Below are 15,363 nucleotides of genomic sequence, written 5' to 3' on the forward strand. Positions count from 1 at the left end.
TTTCCCCTTAGAGAAAACAACAGCACCCGAGGAGAGAGACCGATGAACATGATGGAGCGAATTCTTCGTTTGATGGCCGAGCGCAAGGCCTCCGACATCTACCTCTCGGCCCACTCCCCGGTGCTGATCCGAATCAACGGCATCTGCGTGCCCATCAACGCGCAGGTGCTGCCTCCGACCGCACCGCTCGCGCTGCTGTCCGAAGTGGTGCCCGCCGCCCGCATCCAGGAGCTGGAAAGCACGGGCGAACTCAACATGGCTGTCGCCCTCGAAGGCGCCGGCAACTACCGCGTGAGCGCCATGCGCCAGCGCGGCACCTACGCGGTGGTGGTGCGGCACATTGCCGCCGACATCCCGAGCTTTGCCGATCTGAACCTGCCCGACATCCTGAAGACGCTGATCATGGAAAAGCGCGGGCTGATCCTGATGGTCGGCGCCACGGGCGCGGGCAAGACCACCACGCTGGCCTCGATGCTCGACTACCGCAACGAGCACGCCAGCGGCCACATCCTTACGGTCGAGGAGCCGATCGAGTTCACCTACACCAACAAGAAGTCGGTGGTGAACCAGCGCGACGTGGGCAGCGACACCACCTCGCTGCAGACGGCGCTGAAGAACGCGCTGCGCCAGGCGCCCGACGTGATCCAGATCGGCGAAATCCGCGACCGCGACACCATGACCGCCGCCATCGCCTACGCGCAGTCCGGCCACCTGTGCGTAGCCACGCTGCACGCCAACAACAGCTACCGCGCGCTGAACCGCATCCTGAGCTTCTTCCCGGTCGAGGTGCGGCCCACGCTGCTGGGCGACCTGGGCGGCGCGCTGCGCGCCATCGTGTCGCAGCGCCTGCTGCGCACGCCGGCCGGCGGCCGCGTGCCGGCGCTCGAAGTCATGCTCAACACCGCGCTGGTGGCCGAGCTGATCGAAAAAGGCGACTTCTCCGCGGTGAAAGAAGCGATGGAAAAGTCGATGGCCGAAGGCTCGCAGACCTTCGAGGAAGACATCGCCCGCCTCATCACCGAAGAGCGCGTCACACGCGAAGAAGGCCTGTCGCAAGCCGACTCGCCCACCAACCTGATGTGGCGCCTGCAGAACCGCGCCGCGCCCAAACCACAGGTCGACGACCGCAATCTGACCGACCAGGTCGACGAACCCACCTTCACCGACATCACGCTCGACGTGAAGTTCTGAACCAAGCCTTTTCCCGATGTCCCGTACGCTCCAGCTCGCCGAACAACTCATCTCGCGCCCCTCCGTCACCCCCGACGATGCGGGCTGCCAACAGATCCTCGGCGAGCGGCTGGCGCAACTGGGCTTCACGCTGGAAACCATCGAAAGCGGCCCGGCCGACTTCCGCGTGACCAACCTGTGGGCGGTGCGCCGCCCCGCGAACGCGGTCGCGACCAAGACGCTCGTGTTCGCCGGCCACACCGACGTGGTGCCCACCGGCCCCGTCGAGCAATGGACCAGCCACCCCTTCACGCCCACGCACCGCGACGGCAAGCTCTACGGCCGCGGCGCCTGCGACATGAAGACCTCGGTCGCGGCCTTCGTGACCTCCATCGAGGAATTCCTGCAAGCCGCGCCCGAACCGAAGCTCACGCTGGCGCTGCTGCTCACCAGCGATGAAGAAGGCCCCGGCGTCGACGGCACCGTCATCGTCTGCAATGCGCTGGCCGCCCGAGGCGAGGTCATCGACTACTGCATCGTCGGCGAACCCACTGCCGTGGAGCGCTGCGGCGACATGATCAAGAACGGCCGCCGCGGCACCATGAGCGGCAAGCTCACAGTGAAGGGCGTGCAGGGCCACATCGCCTACCCGCACCTGGCGAAGAACCCGGTCCATTCGGTGGCGCCCGCGCTGGCCGAACTGGTGGCCATCAACGCCGCCGGCGGCTGGGACGCCGCAAGCAACCCCTATTTCCAGCCGACCAGCTGGCAGATCAGCAATTTCCACTCGGGCACGGGCGCGAGCAATGTGATTCCGGGCAGCGCGGTGATCGACTTCAACTTCCGCTTCTCGACCGAATCCACGCCCGAGTCGCTGCAGCAGCGCGTGCACGCCGTGCTGGACGCGCACAAGGTCGACTACACGCTGGCCTGGACCATCGGCGGCCTGCCCTTCCTGACCACGCCGGGCGAACTGGTCACGGCCGTGCAAGGCGCCATCCGCGACGAGACCGGCATCGAGACCGAGCTGTCGACCAGCGGCGGCACCAGCGACGCTCGCTTCATCGCCAAGATCTGCAAGCAGGTGGTCGAGCTGGGCCCGGTGAACGCCAGCATCCACAAGATCGACGAGCACATCGACGTGGCCGAGATCGAGACGCTGAAGAACATCTACGTGCGCACGCTGAAGCAGCTCGACGCTGCGCTTGCGGCATGAGCACAGTCATCGAACTGATCGAGTCGGGCGCCAAGAAGCTCGAAGAGGCCGGCGTGGCCTTTGGCCACGGTACTGCCAACGCCTTTGACGAAGCTGCCTGGCTCGTGCTGTGGCGCCTGAAGCTGCCGCTGGACGACATCGACAGCGTGGCCGACAGGCCCGTGTCGCCCGCGGACGCCGGCAAGGTCACCACACTCATCGACGAACGCATCTCCACCCGCAAGCCTGCCGCCTACCTCACCAAGGAAGCGTGGCTGCAGGGCGTGCCCTTCTATGTGGACGAGCGCGCCATCGTGCCGCGCAGCTTCATCGCCGAGCTGATCGCCGATGGCAGCATCGACTACTGGCTGGGCGAACACACGCAGCGCGTGCTCGACCTGTGCACCGGCAACGGCAGCCTCGCGGTGCTCGCGGCGCTGACTTACCCGGACGTGACGGTGGACGCAGCCGACCTGTCGGTCGAGGCACTTGAAGTGGCCGCAATCAACGTCACCCGCCACCAGCTGGACGCCCGCGTCACGCTGATCGAATCGGACGGGCTGAAGAACCTGCCCGGCCCGTACGACCTCGTGCTGTGCAACCCGCCCTACGTGAACAGCGCCAGCATGGCCGCCCTGCCCGCCGAATACCGCGCCGAGCCTGAGCTTGCGCTGGCCGGCGGCGCCGACGGAATGGATTTCGTGCGCCAGCTGTTCGCCGACGCGCCCTCGCGCATGAGCGAACAGGCCGTGCTGGTGCTGGAAATCGGCAACGAGCGCGACTATTTCGAAGCCGCCTTCCCGCAGCTCGAAGTCGTCTGGCTCGAAACCTCGGCGGGCGAGGACCAGGTCTTGCTTGTCACGCGTGACGCCCTGGTGGCCGGCGCCGGCGTGCGTTAGCGGCGCCCGCCCCAAGCCCCCTTCAGCCGTTTTCTCGCAGCCATTGGCCGCGAAACCCCATTCACCGGGCCATTCCCCGCGCCTGCCGCGCCTTTCCCCTGCGCTTTTGCCCCCTTTCGCCGGGCCGCAAAGGACGGGCGGGATAATCGCCCCTACGGTTCCTCTTTCATGATCACTCTCAAAAACGTCATTCTTCGCCGCAGCGCCAAGGTTCTGCTCGACGGCGCCACCGTCACCCTCAACCCCGGCGAAAAGGTCGGCCTGGTGGGGCGCAACGGCGCCGGCAAGTCGACCCTGTTCGCCCTGCTCAACGGCACGCTGCACGAAGACGGCGGCGATTTCTCGGTGCCCAAGCACTGGCGCATGGCCCAGGTGGCGCAGAACATGCCCGAAACCGAAGAGTCGGCAACCGACTTCGTGGTGGGCGGCGACACCCGCCTGACCGAGCTGCGCGAGTCGCTGGCCGCCATCGAGGCCGCCTACACCGAGAACCCCGACGACGCCGACATCGGCATGGAGCTGGCTCACGCCTACACCGACCTGGCCGACGCCGGCGAGCACGACGCCGTGCCGCGCGCACAGGCGCTCATCCTGGGGTTGGGCTTCAAGTCGCACGAGCTCGACGAGCCCGTCAACAGCTTCTCCGGCGGCTGGCGCATGCGCCTGCAGCTGGCCCGCGCGCTGATGTGCCCGAGCGACCTGCTGCTGCTCGACGAACCCACCAACCACCTGGACCTGGACGCGCTCGTCTGGCTCGAAGCCTGGCTGCAGAAGTACCCGGGCACGATGATCGTCATCAGCCACGACCGCGAGTTTCTCGACGCCGTGACCGACGTCACTCTGCACATCGCCAACGCCCAGCTCACGCGCTACGGCGGCAACTACAGCAAGTTCGAGGACATGCGCGCGCTGCAGATGGAGCAGCAGCAGGTTGCCTTCAGCAAGCAGCAGGACAAGATCGCCCACCTGCAGAAGTTCATCGACCGCTTCAAGGCCAAGGCCAGCAAGGCCAAGCAGGCGCAAAGCCGGGTCAAGGCGCTGGAACGCATGGAGCGCGTGGCGCCGCTGCTGGCCGAGGCAGACTTCACCTTCGAGTTCAAGGAGCCGGGCAACATTCCCAACCCGATGCTGTCGATCAGCAACGCGAGCTTCGGCTACGAGATCGAGAACGAAGAGCCGAAAACCATCCTGCGCGGCGTCAGCCGTTCGGTGCTGGCGGGGCAGCGCATCGGCATCCTGGGCGCCAACGGCCAGGGCAAGTCGACGCTGGTGAAGACCATCGCGCGCGAAATGGGCGCGCTGGCCGGCCAGGTGACCGAGGGCAAGGGCCTGAACATCGGCTACTTCGCGCAACAGGAACTCGACGTGCTGCGCCCGCAAGACACCCCGCTCGAACACATGGTGCGCATGGCGCGCGAACTCGGCAGCAGCGTGAAGGAAGCCACTGGCGAGCAGGCGCTGCGCGGCTTCCTCGGCAGCTTCAACTTCAGCGGCGACATGGTCAAGCAAGCCGTGGGCACCATGAGCGGCGGCGAAAAAGCCCGCCTCGTGCTGGCAATGATGGTGTGGCAGCGCCCCAACCTGCTGCTGCTCGACGAGCCCACCAACCACCTGGACCTGGCGACCCGCGAAGCCCTGGCCGTGGCGCTCAACGAGTTCGAGGGCACGCTGATGCTGGTGAGCCACGACCGTGCGCTGCTGCGCTCGGTGTGCGACGAGTTCTGGCTGGTCGGCCGCGGCGTGGTCGGTGACTTCGACGGCGACCTGGACGACTACCAGCGCTACCTGCTCGACGAAGCCAAGCGCCTGCGCGAAGAGGCCAAGGTGGCTGTGCGCGAGGCCGTCAGCGCGGCGGCTGCGGCCGCTGCTGCACCGCCTGTGGCCGCGCCCGCCGCCCCGCAGCAGCGCAAGCAGGACGCCCAGGAGCGCCAGCAGCGCAGCGACCAGGCCAAGCCGATCAAGCGCGAAATCGCCCAGATCGACGAGCGCCTGGCCGCGGCCGGCACCGCGCTCGAGGCGCGCCTGGCGCAACCACTGCCTTCCGCCGAGATCGCCGAAGCCGGCAAGCGGCTGAAGGCGCTCAACGATGAAATCGGCCGCCTCGAAGAACGCTGGCTGGCCCTGTCGGACCAGCTGGAAGCGCTCGCGGCCTGAGCCTGGAAGCCGACAACAAGGGAGCCGCTGGATGCCGTCTGCAATCGAACTGGCCCGGGGTGACGAAAAACTCATCGCCGCCGTGCACCGCAGCCGCCGCCTCATCACCCGCAAGGCGCTGATGGCGGCCGCGGCCAGCGCCGTTCCCCTGCCCGGCATCGACTGGATGGCCGACGCCGCGCTGCTCTCGCGGCTGGTGCCGCAGATCAGCGCGGAATTCGGCCTTTCGGTTACTCAGGTCGAAAAGCTCGCGCCGCACCAGCGCGAGCGCATCCAGAAGGCCGCGACCACGGTCGGCGCCCTGCTGGTCGGGCGGCTCGTCACGCGCGACCTGCTGATCCGGCTTGCAAAGCACGCGGGCGTGCGCCTCACCGCCAAGCAGGCGACCAAGTACGTGCCCATTGCCGGGCAGATCGTGTCGGCCGCGCTCGGCTATGCGGCGCTGCGGGCGCTCGGCGAGCAGCACATCAAGGACTGCGTGCGCGTCAGCTCCACCCTCGCTCTCGCGCCGCCCGAACCGCACGCGAGCGCCTGAGCGCCTCGCGGTCGAACAGCACCTGCGCCGCCCACGCCGCGCAGACCAGCCCGAAGCAGCCGCCACCAGCGATGGCCGGGCGCGCCGCGATCAGCCCGACAACCAGCCCCGCCAGGGACAGCAGCGCCAGCAGCACGCACAGCGCGCGGTCGAGCCACAGGCCCGACGGCAATCGTCTGCGGCGCACGGCCTATTCATTCATTGATCGATGGCTGGCGAAAGCCCTGCGGCGCGGGCTTGAGCGCTTCTTCTTTCATCCGCTGCTCGTAGGCGGCCAGCAGCGCGAGGTAGTGGCGCGACATGACGTCGCCCACCCTCCCCAGGCCGATCTTGCTGACCGTTGGCTGCGGAATTCCGGTTCTCTGTTCGATCTGCTTCTGCGTGAGCCCCATGGCCCTCAGCGCCAGCACCAACTCGCGTGGCTTCATGGCATTACTCCCTTTTTTTAATATTCTAGAGTTTGGGAAGAATATTCGTTTGGGCTTAAATCCCCAACCGATGGAGAGCATTGCCACACGCGCATTGGCTGCGCGCAAATTCGCCAAGATGACGCAGAAGCAGGCCGAAGCGGCTTCCGGCGTCAAACAGTCCAGCATTTCCAAGATCGAGCGGGGGGACGTCAGCCGGTCGATGAGCGTGCTCGCGCTGGCACGCGCCTACCGCGCCGACCCGCACTGGCTCGACACCGGCGACGGCCCCGCGCCTTGGGACGAAGACCAGATCCGCCAGGCCCGCGACAAGGCCAACGAGCCGCCGGGCCCCTACCGGGTGACGCACATAGCGCCGTTGATTCCGTCGTTCTCGCCCCGCACGCCCGGCACCGTGCCACTCATTTCCTGGGCGGATGCCGCCAACTGGGACAGCCACGAAGTCTCGCAACAGCCGCGTGCCGAGCGCTGGATTCCCTGCATCGCCCACCACAGCCTCCAGAGCTACGCCCTGCGCGTACGCGGCGACAGCATGACGGCGTCCAGCGGCCACCTGAAGAGCTATCCGGCAGAGTCGATCGTGTTCGTCGATACGTCGCTGAGGAAGCCCGAGGACGGCGAACGCATCATCGCGAAGCTCGAGGACAGCGGCGAAGTCACGTTCAAGGTCTACAAGGAAGACGACGGCCGACGCTGGCTGCTGCCGCTGAATCCGAAGCACGAGCCAGTGCGCGAGGCCTTCACCGTGCTGGGCACCGTCGTCGGCAAATGGGAAGACGAAGACTGAGCGCAGACGGTCCAAAAATTAGCGGGGAATGAGCCTGGAACAAGATTCCAGCGAGGTCAGGTTGCGTGCAGGTTCACAGGCGATATTCATGTCTCTCCCTGTGGCCTGCATCCTCTGATCCTCCCTCCTCCAGCAGGTCACCTTCAAGCCCGCCTAGTGCGGGCTTTTTTTTGCTCGCCCCCAGGCTGCGCGCACTTCGTGTCGCTTCTCCTTCCCCCTACCGGCGGCAACACCTGAGGCCCGGCGGAGCCGGTTCCTCGGTGTTTCTGGAAGGGGGCGGGGGCGCCTTGCTTATTTGGGGAGCAGCACTTTGTTGACCACGTGGATCACGCCGTTCGACTGGTAGACGTTGGGAATCGTCACCGTGGCGGTGCCGCCTTTCTCGTCGGTGAGGGTGATCTTGCCGCTCTTTTCCTTGGCTACGAGCGTGCCGCCGGCCACGGTCTTGAGTTCGGCCGAGCCCTTGCCGGCCTTGATCTCTTTCTTCAGCGCGGCTGCGTCCAGCTTGCCGGCCACCACGTGGTAGGTCAGCACGCCGGTCAGGGCGTCTTTGCTTTCGGGCTTGAGCAGGGTATCGACGGTGCCGGCCGGCAGTGCGGCGAAGGCGGCGTTGGTGGGCGCGAACACAGTGAACGGACCGGGGCCCTTGAGCGTGTCGACCAGGCCAGCAGCCTTGACTGCGGCAACCAGCGTCGTGTGGTCCTTGGAGTTGACTGCGTTGTCGATGATGTCCTTGGTCGGCAACATCGGCGCGCCGCCCACCATGACCGAAGCCGCGAGGGCCGAGACCGCGCCGGCAGACAGTGCGATGGCGAGAGAGACGGCGGCGAGGCGATGAAGTTTGCGCTGCATGAAGATGCTCCTGGTTGAATGAATGACCGACCACCGCGAAATGGCAGCGGCTGTCTTCAATACGGGAGCTCGCGCGGAACAGATTCGGCAACGGCGAAAAGAAAAAGGAAAGCAAAGGACTGCATTCCGGTAGCCGCGGTTCGCGCCGTGCCCATGCATTTCGCACCACGCAGTGCAAATTTCGTCGCATCGCTCTTGCGGCGTGGAGCGCAGACGACGACATTTCAGGAAAGTCAGGTATCCCGGACGGTCCGGGTGTACAACCGCTGCCCCATGCCAAATCAAGAAAACAATGCGTTGGAGGGTCCCCCCAGTTCTCCGCGTGCGGCTTCCGCGCGCCGGCGGATGGGGCGGCCTGCCCAGGGTGCCGTGCTCGGTGCCGTCCTGCTGCTGTTGAGCGCCTGTGCGGTCGGCCCCGACTTCAAGACGCCCGACCTACCGGCCGCCGCCAGCGGCACCGACTACACGCCCGCGCCTATGCCCGCGCGCACCGCACAGGCCAACGTGCCGGCCGGCCAGGCCCAGGAACTGCTGCCGGGCCGTGACATTCCCGCGCAGTGGTGGGACGTGTTTCACTCGGAGCCGCTCGACCGGCTGATCCGCGCCTCGCTCGCGCAAAGCCCCACGCTGGCTTCTGCGCAGGCCGCATTGCGCCAGGCCGAAGCCACGTACGACGCCAAGTCGGGCAACCTGCTATGGCCGCAGGTCACGGGACAGCTCGGCGTGCAGCGCGAGCGCGCATCCGAAGTCAGCACGCAGGTGCCGGGCGGCCAGTTGCTCACGCTGTACAACGCCTCGGTCAACGTCAGCTACAACCTCGACGTGTTCGGCGGCTCGCGCCGGCAGATCGAAGGCGAACGGGCCGCGGTGGAAGCGCAGCGCTACCAGGTCGAGGCGGTCTACCTCACGCTGACCTCGAACCTTGTCACCACCGCCATCCGCGAAGCCTCGCTGCGCGCGCAGCTGCAGGCTGTGCGCGAGGTGCTGCAGGCGCAGCGCGAGCAGCTGAACGTGATCGAAAAGCAGTTCGACACCGGCGCGATCGCGAAGTCGATCGTGCTGCAGCAGCGCACGCAGGTCGCGCAGACCGAAGCCACAGTGCCGCCCATCGAGAAATCGCTCGCGCAGACGCGCCACCAGCTCGCAGTGTTCGCGGGCCGCCTGCCGTCAGAAGCGGGCCTGCCCGAATTCGACCTGGCAAGTCTCTCGCTGCCGCAGGCGTTGCCGCTTTCACTGCCCTCCGAACTCGCGCGCCAGCGCCCCGACGTGCGTGCCAGCGAAGCGCAGCTGCACCAGGCCAGCGCGGCAGTCGGCGTGGCCACAGCCAACCTCTATCCGCAGATCCAGCTGAGCGCCAGCTACGGCAACAGCGCCTTGCGGGCGCGCGACCTGTTCACTGGCCCGACCACCCTGTGGAACATCGGCGCCGGGCTCACGCAGCCGATCTTCAACGGCGGCGCCCTGCGCGCGCAGCAGCGCGCGGCGGTCGCGGCCTACGACTCGGCGGCGGCGCAGTACCGCAACACAGTGCTCGGCGCCTTCCAGAACGTGGCCGATGCCTTGCGCGCACTGGAACTCGACGCCAATGCCCTGCAGACCCAGGCCACGGCCGAATCTCTTGCAAGGCAGTCGCTGGACCTGTCGACCGCGCAGTTCCGTGCCGGCGCGGTGAGCTACGTCACGCTGCTGACCGCGCAGCAGGCCTGGCTGCAGACGCACACGGCGCTGGTGCAGGCGCAGGCCGCGCGCTATGCCGACACCGCCGCCCTCTTCCAGGCGCTCGGCGGCGGCTGGTGGAACCGAGGCGCGCTGGCCGATGCGGTGATCGCACCGGGGCAGCAACCTGCGGCACAGCCCGCCGCACAGAACTGACCGAACACCTCCATCAAATAACACAAAGAAAAGCCTACCTATGACCCGGAGAATGATCATCATGATCGGCTGCGTGCTGCTGCTGGTCGCCGCGCTCGCGCTCGGCAAGTTCCTGCAGATCCGCGCGCTGATCGCGGCCGTGCCCAAGCCGGCGCCGCAGACGGTGTCGACGGCCCAGGTGCAGAAGCTGCAGTGGCAGACGCAGTTCACCGCGGTCGGCACGCTGAACCCGGTGCGCGGCGCCGACCTCAGCACCGAAGTGGCGGGCCTGGTGCGCACGGTGCACTTCAAGTCGGGCCAGGACGTGAAGGCCGGCGCGCTGCTGGTCGAGCTCAACGCCGACTCCGACATCGCCCTGCTGCATTCGGCCGAAGCCGCCGCCGCGCAGGCCGCCACCGTGCTGAAGCGCGACCAGGCGCAGCTGGCTGTGCAGGCCGTGAGCCAGGCGCAGATCGACGCCGACACCAACGACCTGAAAGCCAAGCGCGCACAGGTCGAGCAGCAGGCGGCCGTGGTGGCGAAGAAGTCGATCCGCGCGCCCTTCTCGGGTCGCCTCGGCATCACCGCGCTGAACCCGGGCCAGTACGTGAACGCGGGCGACAAGCTCGTGACGCTGCAGACGCTGGACCCGATATACGCCGACTTCTCGCTGCCGCAGCAGCAGCTCGCGGGCCTCGCGGTAGGCCAGGTGGTGAACCTGACTGTCGACACCTTCCCGGGCCAGAGCTTCACCGGCAAGATCAACGCGATCAGCCCGAAGGTGGACTCCGCCACGCGCAACGTGCAGGTCGAGGCCACGGTGTCGAACCCCAAGCTGCTGCTGCTGCCCGGCATGTTCGCGAACGTGAAGATCGACATTGGCGGCGTGCAGGAACAGCTGACGCTGCCCTCCACCGCCGTCACCTACAACCCGTACGGCTCCACGGTGTACGTGGTGAAGGAAGCCGAGCCGCCAAAGGCTGGTTCTGCTGGTGCTGCCGGTGCTGCAGGTACGTCGGCCCCCGCGGCCAACCCGTCGGGCAAGCCGCAGCTCGTCGCCGAGCAGGTCTTTATCGAGACCGGCCCGACGCGCGGCGACCAGATCTCCATCGTCAAGGGGCTGAAAGCCGGCCAGGTGGTGGTGAGCAGCGGACAGAACAAGCTGAAGAACGGCTCGCCCGTGACGGTGGACAACAGCGTGCAGCCCACCAACGACGCGGCGCCGACGCCGCAGGAAAAGTGAGGCAGCCCGCATGAACTTCACCGACATCTTCATCCGCCGGCCCGTGCTGGCGATGGTGGTGAGCCTGCTGATCGTGGTGCTGGGGCTGCGCGCACTGGCCGGCCTGCCGGTCAACCAGTATCCGAAGACCGAGAACGGCGTGGTCACCATCAGCACCGCCTACTACGGCGCCGACGCGGCCACGGTCGCGGGCTTCATCACGCAGCCGCTCGAAGCCGCCGTGTCGCAGGCGCAGGGTATCGACTACCTGTCGTCGTCGAGCAGCCTGGGCGTGTCGACCATCACCGCCACGCTGCGGCTGAACTACGACTCGAACCGCGCGCTGACCGAGATCAACACGCAGGTCAATTCCGTGCGCAACCAGCTGCCACCGCAGGCGCAGCAGCCGGTGCTCACGGTGGCCACGGGCCAGACCACCGATGCCATGTACATCGGCTTCTATAGCGACACGCTGCCCAACAACAACGTGACCGACTTCCTGGTGCGCGTGGTGCAGCCCAAGCTCAACGCCATTGCGGGCGTGCAGACTGCCGAAATCCTCGGCGCGCGCACCTTCGCGCTGCGGGCCTGGCTCGACGCGCAGAAGATGGCCGCCTACGGCGTGACCGCCACCGACGTGAGCACCGCGCTCGCCGCCAACAACTACCTGGCGGCCGTGGGCACCAGCAAGGGCCAGATGGTGAGCGTGCCGCTCACGGCCGGCACTTCGCTGCACAGCGTGGACGAGTTCAAGCAGCTCTCTGTGAAGAGCAGCAACGGCGCCATCGTGCGGCTGCAGGACGTGGCCAATGTCACGCTCGGCTCGGAGAACTACGACTTCAACGTGGCCTTCAACGGCGTGCGCTCGGTGTTCATCGGCATCAAGGTCGCGCCCGAGGCCAACATCCTCGAAGTGGCCAAGCAGGTTCGCACCGTGTTCCCCGACCTGCAGGCCCAGTTGCCCACGGGCCTGACCGGAAAGATCGTCTACGACTCGACCGACTTCATCAACACGTCCATCAGCGAAGTGATCAAGACGCTGGTCGAGGCGCTGATCATCGTGACGGTGGTGATCTACCTCTTCCTGGGCAGCTTCCGCGCAGTGGTGGTGCCGGTGATTGCCATGCCGCTGTCGCTGATCGGCACTTTCTTCGTGATGCTGGTGCTTGGCTACTCCATCAACCTGCTCACGCTGCTGGCGCTGGTGCTGGCGATCGGGCTGGTGGTGGACGACGCGATCATCGTGGTGGAGAACGTCGACCGGCACATGCGGGAGGGCAAGTCGCCGATGCAGGCTTCGCTGCTCGCGGCGCGTGAACTGGGCGGGCCCATTCTTGCCATGACGGTGGTGCTGGTTGCGGTGTACGTGCCCATCGGTTTCCAGGGCGGGCTGACCGGATCGCTGTTCACCGAATTCGCGTTCACGCTCGCGGGCTCGGTGGTGGTGTCGGGCGTGGTCGCGCTCACGCTGTCGCCGATGATGTGCTCGCGCTTCTTCAAGCCCGAGCAGGACACCGGCAAGTTCGCGACTTTCATCGAGCACACCTTCGAACGCGTGCACCGCCGTTACCAGCTGATATTGCGCGGTGTGCTGAAGACCTGGCCGGTGATGATCGTGATGGGCGCCATCCTCGTGGCGCTGCTGTTCGTGATGTTCAAGATGTCGAAGTCGGAGCTTGCGCCCGAGGAAGACCAGGGCATCGTGCTGTCGCAGGTGGTGGGCGCCCCCACGGCCACCATCAACCAGATGCAGACCTATGCGGACCAGATCTTCAAGGTTGCGCACGACACGCCCGAATACGCGCAGCTGTTCCAGCTGACCGGCGTGCCGAGCACCAACGCGGGCATTGCCGGCGTGCTGCTCAAGCCCTGGGACCAGCGCACGCGCAGCGCGCACGAGATCCAGGCCGATCTGCAGAACCGCTGGAACGGCATTGCGGGCGCGAAGGTCGTGGCCTTCCAGTTCCCGGCGCTGCCGGGTGCCTCGGGCCTGCCGGTGCAGTTCGTCATCAAGACGACCGAGCCCTTCGAGAACCTGAACACGCTCGCGCAGCAGATCATGGACAAGGCGCGCGCGGACGGAAAGTTCTACTACATCGATGCCGACCTGAAGATCGACCTGCCGCAGGCCACCGTGGTGGTCGACCGCGACAAGATCGCCACGCTTGGCATCACGCAGCAGGACGTGGGCAACGCGATGGGCGCGGCGCTGGGCGGCGGGTATGTCAACTACTTCTCGATCTCGGGCCGCTCGTACAAGGTGATCCCGCAGGTGCAGCAGGTCGACCGGCTCAACCCGTCTGACGTGCTCAACTTCTACATCAAGACCCCGAACGGCGTGGTGCCGGCAAGCACGGTCGCGAGCCTGAAGTACACCGTGCAGCCCGAGACGGTGAACCACTTCCAGCAGCTCAACTCCGTGACCATCCAGGGCGTGCCCAGCGGCACGCAGGGCGAAACGCTGGAGTACCTGCGCGGCGTGGTGCAGCAGCTGGCGCCCAGCGGCTACACCGTCGACTACTCGGGCCAGTCGCGCCAGTTCGTGCAGGAGTCGGGCAACTTCGCCATCACCTTCCTGTTCGCGCTGATCATCGTGTTCCTGGCGCTGGCGGCGCAGTTTGAGAGCTTCCGCGACCCGGTGGTGATCCTGGTGTCGGTGCCGCTGGCCCTCTTCGGCGCAATGATCTTCATCTTCTGGGGCTTTGCCTCGATGAACATCTACACGCAGGTGGGGCTGGTCACGCTGATGGGGCTGATCAGCAAGCACGGCATCCTGATCGTCGAAGTGGCGAACCGGCTGCAGAAACAGGGGCTGAGCAAGCTCGACGCCATCGTCGAGGCGGCCGGCACGCGGCTGCGCCCAATTCTGATGACGACGGCGGCAATGGTCTTCGGCGTGCTGCCGCTGGTCATTGCCTCGGGCGCCGGCGCGGCCGGGCGCAAGGCGATGGGCATCGTGATCTTCAGCGGGCTGTCGATCGGCACGCTGTTCACCTTGTTTGTCGTGCCTGCGATGTACCTGTTCATTGCGGCGCGGCATCAGAAGGAAGAAAGCGCGGAGAGCCCGCCGGAACAGCCGGCGTTGCCGGGGGCGGTGGCGCCGGAGGCCTGAGCCTTCGGGCCAGGTCGCACCGGTCGAGCCCGCTGCCGTGGAAGCAGCGGGCTTTTTCGTTTCAGAATTGCAGCAACGACTCTTAAAGGACTGAAGACGTGCCCCTCTTCCATCTCCCGGCAATGCGCGGCGGCCTGCTGGCCCTCGCGGCCGCGGCACTCTTCGGCATCAGCACGCCGTTGGTCCAGCGTGCGGGTGCGGAACTCGGCGCCTTCACCACTGCTGCCCTGCTCTACGCCGGCGCCGCGTTCATGGGCGCCTGGCTGCGCCAGCCGGTGGAGCGCGAAGCGGCACTGCGCCGCGCCGACCTGAAGCGGCTGTCGTGGATGGCGCTGTTCGGCGCCGTCATCGGCCCCGTGGCGCTCGCCTGGGGCCTGCAGCACACCAGCGGCACCAGCGCCTCGCTCATGCTCGCGCTCGAAGCGCTGTTCACCGCGGTGCTGGCGCGTACGCTCTACCGCGAAGTGATGGACCGCCGGGTGTGGAGCGCGATGCTGTTGCTGCTCGCGGGCGGCATGGTGCTGGTGATCGACCGGGGCCTGAGCGGCGGCGTGCAGCTGCTGGGCCTGCTCGCAGTGCTGGCTGCCACGGCTGCCTGGGGCATCGACAACACCCTGTCGCGCGCGCTGGCCGAGCGCGATCCCGGCCAGGTGGTGCTCGGCAAGTCGCTGCTGGGCGCGGGCGCGACCGCCCTGCTCGCAATTGCGACCGGCGAACCGCTGCCTGGCTGGACCGCGGCCCTGGCACTGCTCGCCATCGGTGCCAGCGGCTACGGGCTCAGCTTGCGGCTCTACCTGCTGGCGCAACGTGCCTTCGGCGCGGCGCGCACGGGCTCGGTGTTCGCCTTTGCACCGTTCATCGGCGCAGTGGTCGCCATCGCGCTGGGGGACCGTGCCTTGAGCTGGGGCATGGCGACCGGCGGCTTGCTGATGCTTGCCGGCGTTGCCTTGCACCTGGCCGAATCCCACGGCCATGCGCACGACCACGAGCCGCTCGACCATGAGCACGCGCACCGGCACGACGACGGGCATCACGACCATACGCACGACCCGATGCCGGTGGGCGAGCACAGCCACCCGCACCACCACACGCCGCTGCACCACACGCATGCGCACGTGCCGGACGCGCACCACGCGCATCCGCACTGAAGAAGAACCC

Annotated in this window: 13 protein-coding genes; 10 read left to right on the forward strand and 3 right to left on the reverse strand. The window is 67.0% G+C overall.

Annotated elements, in window-relative coordinates; translation table 11 throughout:
• Positions 1-42: 42 nt before the first annotated feature.
• The 5 genes from BLW48_RS07925 (at position 43) to BLW48_RS07945 (ending at position 5,953) form a co-directional block, all read left to right on the forward strand.
• Positions 43-1,191: a PilT/PilU family type 4a pilus ATPase gene (locus BLW48_RS07925; RefSeq protein WP_093173892.1), complete on the forward strand. Its 1,149-nt coding sequence runs from the start codon at positions 43-45 to the stop codon at positions 1,189-1,191.
• Between the two features lie 16 nt (positions 1,192-1,207).
• Positions 1,208-2,386, forward strand: coding sequence for a succinyl-diaminopimelate desuccinylase (gene dapE, locus BLW48_RS07930; protein WP_093173894.1), 1,179 nt, complete (start codon positions 1,208-1,210; stop codon positions 2,384-2,386).
• On the forward strand, positions 2,383-3,264 hold the full coding sequence (gene prmB, locus BLW48_RS07935) for a 50S ribosomal protein L3 N(5)-glutamine methyltransferase (RefSeq protein WP_093173896.1): 882 nt from the start codon (positions 2,383-2,385) through the stop codon (positions 3,262-3,264). Before dapE ends, prmB begins: the two co-directional genes overlap by 4 nt.
• A 168-nt stretch (positions 3,265-3,432) precedes the next feature.
• Complete coding sequence (locus BLW48_RS07940; protein WP_093173898.1) at positions 3,433-5,418, forward strand: ABC-F family ATP-binding cassette domain-containing protein; 1,986 nt, start codon at positions 3,433-3,435, stop codon at positions 5,416-5,418.
• Positions 5,419-5,449: 31 nt separating this feature from the next.
• Complete coding sequence (locus BLW48_RS07945) at positions 5,450-5,953, forward strand: hypothetical protein (protein WP_093054693.1); 504 nt, start codon at positions 5,450-5,452, stop codon at positions 5,951-5,953.
• Here the strand turns inward: BLW48_RS07945 and BLW48_RS07950 are convergent.
• Positions 5,904-6,140, reverse strand: a complete 237-nt coding sequence (locus BLW48_RS07950; protein ID WP_143047733.1) for a hypothetical protein — start codon at positions 6,138-6,140, stop codon at positions 5,904-5,906. The genes BLW48_RS07945 and BLW48_RS07950 overlap by 50 nt on opposite strands.
• Before the next feature lie 7 nt (positions 6,141-6,147).
• Positions 6,148-6,381: a helix-turn-helix domain-containing protein gene (locus BLW48_RS07955; RefSeq protein WP_093054689.1), complete on the reverse strand. Its 234-nt coding sequence runs from the start codon at positions 6,379-6,381 to the stop codon at positions 6,148-6,150.
• Positions 6,382-6,451: 70 nt separating this feature from the next.
• Between BLW48_RS07955 and BLW48_RS07960 the strand changes: the two genes are divergently transcribed.
• A complete protein-coding gene (locus tag BLW48_RS07960) occupies positions 6,452-7,168 on the forward strand; it encodes a helix-turn-helix domain-containing protein (RefSeq protein ID WP_093054687.1) in 717 nt (238 codons plus the stop codon).
• Positions 7,169-7,459: 291 nt separating this feature from the next.
• On the opposite strand, the gene BLW48_RS07965 is transcribed toward BLW48_RS07960, so the two are convergent.
• Positions 7,460-8,020 carry a fasciclin domain-containing protein gene (locus tag BLW48_RS07965; RefSeq protein ID WP_093054685.1) on the reverse strand — a complete coding sequence of 187 codons (561 nt, stop codon included), beginning with the start codon at positions 8,018-8,020 and terminating at the stop codon, positions 7,460-7,462.
• A gap of 369 nt (positions 8,021-8,389) precedes the next feature.
• Between BLW48_RS07965 and BLW48_RS07970 the strand changes: the two genes are divergently transcribed.
• The 4 genes from BLW48_RS07970 (at position 8,390) to BLW48_RS07985 (ending at position 15,353) form a co-directional block, all read left to right on the forward strand.
• A complete protein-coding gene (locus BLW48_RS07970; protein WP_093174165.1) occupies positions 8,390-9,892 on the forward strand; it encodes an efflux transporter outer membrane subunit in 1,503 nt (500 codons plus the stop codon).
• 52 nt (positions 9,893-9,944) lie between these two features.
• On the forward strand, positions 9,945-11,114 hold the full coding sequence (locus tag BLW48_RS07975) for an efflux RND transporter periplasmic adaptor subunit (protein ID WP_177142295.1): 1,170 nt from the start codon (positions 9,945-9,947) through the stop codon (positions 11,112-11,114).
• A 10-nt stretch (positions 11,115-11,124) separates the two neighbouring features.
• Complete coding sequence (locus BLW48_RS07980) at positions 11,125-14,205, forward strand: efflux RND transporter permease subunit (protein ID WP_093173904.1); 3,081 nt, start codon at positions 11,125-11,127, stop codon at positions 14,203-14,205.
• A gap of 122 nt (positions 14,206-14,327) precedes the next feature.
• A complete protein-coding gene (locus BLW48_RS07985) occupies positions 14,328-15,353 on the forward strand; it encodes a DMT family transporter (protein WP_093173906.1) in 1,026 nt (341 codons plus the stop codon).
• Positions 15,354-15,363: the final 10 nt, after the last annotated feature.

The organism is Variovorax sp. YR266, assembly GCF_900107295.1.
In the GTDB taxonomy this organism is placed as follows: domain Bacteria; phylum Pseudomonadota; class Gammaproteobacteria; order Burkholderiales; family Burkholderiaceae_C; genus Variovorax.

Coding starts and splice junctions, on each gene's coding strand:
- BLW48_RS07925 (WP_093173892.1), top strand. CDS start 43: ATGAACATGATGGAGCGAATTCTTCGTTTGATGGCCGAGCGCAAGGCC.
- dapE (WP_093173894.1), top strand. CDS start 1,208: ATGTCCCGTACGCTCCAGCTCGCCGAACAACTCATCTCGCGCCCCTCC.
- prmB (WP_093173896.1), top strand. CDS start 2,383: ATGAGCACAGTCATCGAACTGATCGAGTCGGGCGCCAAGAAGCTCGAA.
- BLW48_RS07940 (WP_093173898.1), top strand. CDS start 3,433: ATGATCACTCTCAAAAACGTCATTCTTCGCCGCAGCGCCAAGGTTCTG.
- BLW48_RS07945 (WP_093054693.1), top strand. CDS start 5,450: ATGCCGTCTGCAATCGAACTGGCCCGGGGTGACGAAAAACTCATCGCC.
- BLW48_RS07955 (WP_093054689.1), bottom strand. CDS start 6,381: ATGAAGCCACGCGAGTTGGTGCTGGCGCTGAGGGCCATGGGGCTCACG.
- BLW48_RS07960 (WP_093054687.1), top strand. CDS start 6,452: ATGGAGAGCATTGCCACACGCGCATTGGCTGCGCGCAAATTCGCCAAG.
- BLW48_RS07965 (WP_093054685.1), bottom strand. CDS start 8,020: ATGCAGCGCAAACTTCATCGCCTCGCCGCCGTCTCTCTCGCCATCGCA.
- BLW48_RS07975 (WP_177142295.1), top strand. CDS start 9,945: ATGATCATCATGATCGGCTGCGTGCTGCTGCTGGTCGCCGCGCTCGCG.
- BLW48_RS07980 (WP_093173904.1), top strand. CDS start 11,125: ATGAACTTCACCGACATCTTCATCCGCCGGCCCGTGCTGGCGATGGTG.
- BLW48_RS07985 (WP_093173906.1), top strand. CDS start 14,328: ATGCGCGGCGGCCTGCTGGCCCTCGCGGCCGCGGCACTCTTCGGCATC.